Raw genomic sequence first — 4,946 nt, 5'->3', positions numbered from 1 at the left:
CAATTCACCTGTCCAACTAACAGTCTTACTAGTATAGGCTTCACAGACATCCACCACCGTCTTCCCGGTCTCTTGAGCTTTGTGCTTCAAGAATTCCTTAAAGCGATAGTGGGCGAATGTCAGCATATTGCGGACAGTCTTAGATCTGATTTTTCTATTACCTTTTTTCGACATCTGAGAAGTCTCGAAGGTGGGAAGTAAGATTATATCAAAATTGTCAACTAAGAACCTAGCTGTCTTATGATGAAGCTCGTTGATTAGGTTTTGAATCTTGATTACCATCCTCCGAGCGGCCTTTCTCATCCGACGTTTTTGACCACCACAAGCTTGGCTTATTTTAGATAGCAAATTATCTAGATGTTGGCACAATCGTTGAATACCAGAAAAGTCTCCATTCCCAATCTTTCCTACAGATGTCTCACTAAAAAAGGTAATAAAAGTTCTGACCCCAGGGTCTAAAGCGACTACTCTACCTTGGTTTTCGGTTTTATTTTTAGTCTCTTGATAGGGGACGACCAAATAGTAATCCCCATTCCTGCTGGTCAGTCTACTGTCGCAAATATTGTCAGGAATGGTCTCGGAATAAGCTATCTTGCCCAGTTTAGTGTGATATACCCCCATAGCTGAAACTGCCGATTTAGGGATATAACAAGACTGGGTAGGATTTTTCCTCGATCTAAACCTTACCCTTTGAATTTGCGAAGTCTTTTTGTACTTCTTTTTGGCCTCTCTGACAGCGGTGCAAGCATCCTTAACCGCTATCGATTTTATCTGATAAGGTACTTCCTTACACCACTCGGGAAGGTCGTTTAAAATGCCAGTTTTAATGGCTTTCCAGTTGGCTTTTATTTCGCCATCCTGGAGGATTTTGATGGTTTTATTGAACACATACCGGGAAACCCCAAACCATTTACGGGCAAGGGATCGCTGCTCAGAGTTTAGGAACAGACGAATCTTCTTGGATTTTTTTACCGTATTTCCTGAGTCCGTGAACCCGGCATGAGAAGAGGTGAATGATGGAGAGAAGATCTGCGGTAAGTTCTGATTCTGGGCAGCTCTGAGGCTGGTCGAGAACCAGGATTTTTCCACCGTTGAGGCCGACCAAGTACTCAATGAGTTCAAACCCGAATCGGGTAAGTCGGTCTCTACAGGTAACAACAACCGTGAGCTTATCTCCCGACACAACTCGTTCCAAAATGGCTCTAAGTCCTTTTCTTTTGTAGTTGAGACCTGAGCCGATGTCTTGGATGATTTCTGCTTCCGGGAAGAGGGAGTGGAGGTAGGCGACTTGGCGGGCAAGATCCTCTCGCTGCTTTGTACTGCTAACTCGGCAGTAACAGATGGTATAACAGCTTGATCTGTCAGACTTTGGAGCTTTTCCAAAACGGAGAAGATCTGTTGAGTCAAAGAGTCTAGTTCCGCCTGGTGTCCTTTCGCATCTGAGTGTCCCATTGTCTGCATACTTCCTTAGTGTGTTTTTGGAGAGTCCCGTAAGTTCGACCGCCTTACGGAGTGGTATTAATGCCATCCCATTAATCTACCATTATTTGACAGTAATTGGTAGATTAATGGGGATTTTTGTTAACTATCACAAGCCTCAATATCTTCAGGGAAATCCTGGCGTAATCCTCCAGGCAAGGCAGCAATAATCGCATCTAGTACTCTAGATACTTGAATAATTTCAATACCAAGATCAGATAAGGTTTGACCTTTGGGTATGATCGCTCGCTTGAACCCTAACTTGGCAGCTTCTTTGAGTCGGAGTTCCATCTGAGAGACTAGTCGCACTTGCCCGCCTAAGCTGATTTCACCAATCATAACGGTGCGAGGATCGACAACGCGATCGCGAAAACTGGCTACTACCGCAATAGCCATTCCTAAATCAGCTGCTGGTTCTTCTACTCCTAGCCCTCCTGCTGTTGCGACATAAGCATCTAATTTGGATAGGGGAATCCCGACTCGCTTTTCCAAGACTGCCAGAATTTGTTGTAACCGGTTGTAATCAACTCCAGTCGTTGAGCGGCGGGGTGCCCCATAACTAGCAGGACTTACTAGCGCTTGCAACTCTACCAGAATCGGACGAGTACCTTCACAAGCCACGACAGTAGCAGTACCAGGACTCATTTCATCCCGGTTACCCAAAAACAGATCAGAAGGATTCAAGACTTCCTGCAAACCGTTGCTGACCATTTCAAAAATACCGATTTCATGAGTAGCCCCAAAGCGGTTTTTCACAGAACGCAGTAGCCGATGGGAGGCAAAGCGATCGCCTTCGAAGTACAATACAGTATCCACTAAGTGTTCCAGTACCCTTGGTCCTGCGATCGCGCCTTCTTTGGTCACATGACCCACAATTAACAGAGTAATGTTTGACCGCTTTGCTACCTGCATCAGGGCGGAGGTACATTCCCGGACTTGAGCAACAGAACCAGGAGCAGAGGTCAAGGCCGGAAAATAAAGGGTCTGAATACTGTCAATCACTGCTACCTGAGGTTTCAGGGACTCCAACTCTCGCAGAATTTCCTCTAAATCGGTTTCTGGTAAGATATACAAATCAGCGTCTTTAGACTCAGATGTAGACTCAGAGTCTTGAGCAGCTATTGGAGTTTTTGATGATTTTGACTTAGAAGACTTAGACTTAGAAGACTTAGCCTCCTTTTTCACCCTACCGTTATTAGATTCGAGATCAGGGGTTTCTGCTGATACCACACCCAGGCGAGATGCTCGCAGCTTTACCTGCTGTCCTGATTCCTCTGCACAAACGTATAGAATGCGATGCAACTTAGCAAGTTGATTGGCAACTTGAAGCATTAAGGTTGATTTGCCAATCCCTGGATCTCCACCAATTAATACTAAAGACCCAGGCACAACACCACCTCCGAGGACTCGGTCAAGTTCTCCATAGCCTGAGGGGAAGCGGATCTGGACAGTATCAACAATTTCTGAGAAGGTAAGGGATGATCTTGGTTGAGCCGGTCCAGTGTTAGGCTCGTGGTTATCGGAATAAGTATTGGATTGCCAACCCCCGCGACTGATTTTGACCGGGGATGGGGGAGCTACCTCATCCAAGGAATTGTAAGTACCACAGGCAGGACATTTGCCGAACCATTGGGAGGACTCAGCACCACAGGCATTACACACATAGAGCGTTTTAGGCTTCGGCATCCTACTTGAAAAGTCTTAAAAACTCTTAAAAAAACTCAATAATTAAATTAACATTAATGAAAGTCAAGAAAGACTTCACCAGCAAGGAAAATATAATTCTCAACGATAAAACCAACTTTGTAAAGCGTTAGATTAAAGAGATAAACTACTGATAAATTAATAAATCATTAATCTTACTTCACCATTTCGGGAGTATAACGTCAATTGGAAACTCATAAAGAAAAAATTCTTGTTGTCGATGACGAAGCCAGTATCCGTCGCATATTAGAAACTAGGTTATCCATGATTGGCTACGAAGTAGTCACAGCCGCCGATGGAGAAGAAGCCCTAGACACATTTCGTAATCAAGAGCCTGACCTAGTGGTGTTAGATGTGATGATGCCAAAGCTAGATGGTTATGGTGTTTGTCAAGAATTACGCAAGGAATCAGACATTCCCATTATTATGCTAACTGCTTTAGGGGATGTAGCTGATCGGATTACCGGTCTAGAGTTAGGAGCAGATGACTATGTGGTCAAGCCCTTTTCTCCAAAAGAATTGGAAGCCCGTATTCGCTCCGTACTGCGGCGCGTTGATAAAGTCGGAACTGGCGGTATTCCTAGTTCTGGCGTGATTCATGTTGCGAGTATCAAAATTGACACCAACAAGCGGCAGGTCTACAAAGGGGATGAGCGCATTCGGCTGACTGGAATGGAGTTCAGTCTTCTGGAATTATTAGTTAAACGTTCCGGAGAACCATTCTCCCGTTCTGAAATTTTGCAGGAAGTGTGGGGCTATACCCCCGAACGCCATGTAGATACCCGTGTAGTAGATGTCCACATCTCCCGGTTACGAGCCAAGTTAGAGGATGACCCGAGTAATCCTGAGCTAATTCTGACTGCACGAGGTACAGGTTATTTGTTCCAACGGATCATTGAACCGGGGGATGAAAAATAGTAACACCTTGATGTTTCCTTTCAGCTGCCTAAGTACTGAACTAACAACCAACAGGTGAGTGATGGCTAAACCCGACCAAAATGATGTACTGCGGCTGCTGCCATTTGCGGTTGGAGGATTGGCAGGGGGTCTGTTGCTGATTAACCGTTTATTAACCTCCCAGCTAACCAATTCTCAAGCTCGTTCTGATGCTGTAGGGGTAATTGTTTGTGCTGTATTGATTTTGACAGGTTTACTGTGGCAGCAGGTACAGCCCAAACCTCCTGATGCAGTTAAACTGATTGGCGAGGAGGGTTTGGAACTCGCTCCAGAACTGCCAGATCAGGTAAAAACTGAATTAGCCTGGGCATCCCATCTATTACTAACTAATACAGTAACGCGATCGCTTGTGGTGGTATACCAAGGCAAAGTCCTGCTGCGGCGGGGGATCTTGGGCAAAAATCCCCAAGTCGAGCCTGGAGCTATTCTCAAGCGGGTTCTCGAAACTCAAAAAGCCGTCTATCTGGTTAACCTAAAGCTCTATCCAGGGCGACTTGAATTTGACTACTTGCCACATAACACACAAGGTGTAATATGTCAACCAATTGGCAATCAAGGAGCGCTAATTTTGGCAGCCAATGCTCCCCGAAGTTACACTAAACAAGATGAAAATTGGATTGAGGGGATTGCTGATAAACTCGCCAATACTCTCTCTGGTCATTTATAAGATGTGGGTACTGCTTCGAATTTAAATAATGTGGTTAATCATTTTGTACTGGTTCCTGATTCTGCTGATGCTAGTAGGCATTATTGGTTCGGTTGTTCCTGGCATTCCCGGTGCCATGTTGATTTTAGCTGCCACCATA

Annotated in this window: 5 protein-coding genes; 2 read left to right on the top strand and 3 right to left on the bottom strand. The window is 45.0% G+C overall.

The genetic code is table 11. The features are described 5' to 3' along the window. The 3 genes from F6K57_RS36680 to radA form a co-directional block, all read right to left on the bottom strand. Positions 1-1,029, bottom strand: a 1,029-nt coding sequence (locus F6K57_RS36680; RefSeq protein ID WP_293073151.1) for a transposase, incomplete at its 3' end; no start/stop codon positions are given. Further along, complete coding sequence (locus F6K57_RS36675) at positions 932-1,528, bottom strand: IS607 family transposase (RefSeq protein WP_293073148.1); 597 nt, start codon at positions 1,526-1,528, stop codon at positions 932-934. The genes F6K57_RS36675 and F6K57_RS36680, both read right to left, overlap by 98 nt. 53 nt (positions 1,529-1,581) lie before the next feature. After that, the gene (gene radA, locus F6K57_RS36670; protein ID WP_293073145.1) at positions 1,582-3,165 is read right to left on the bottom strand and encodes a DNA repair protein RadA; all 1,584 of its coding nucleotides are present in this window, start codon (positions 3,163-3,165) and stop codon (positions 1,582-1,584) included. A gap of 204 nt (positions 3,166-3,369) precedes the next feature. On the opposite strand from radA, the gene rpaB reads away from it, so the two are divergent. Next, on the top strand, positions 3,370-4,101 hold the full coding sequence (gene rpaB, locus F6K57_RS36665; protein ID WP_293023917.1) for a response regulator transcription factor RpaB: 732 nt from the start codon (positions 3,370-3,372) through the stop codon (positions 4,099-4,101). 61 nt (positions 4,102-4,162) lie between these two features. Then, a complete protein-coding gene (locus F6K57_RS36660) occupies positions 4,163-4,807 on the top strand; it encodes a cofactor assembly of complex C subunit B (RefSeq protein ID WP_293023919.1) in 645 nt (214 codons plus the stop codon). Positions 4,808-4,946 lie beyond the last annotated feature (139 nt).

Origin of the sequence: Moorena sp. SIO4A5 (genome assembly GCF_010672005.1) — a bacterium.
Taxonomy (GTDB): Bacteria; Cyanobacteriota; Cyanobacteriia; order Cyanobacteriales; family Coleofasciculaceae; genus Moorena.
This window is presented reverse-complemented; position numbering and strand designations above follow the sequence as displayed.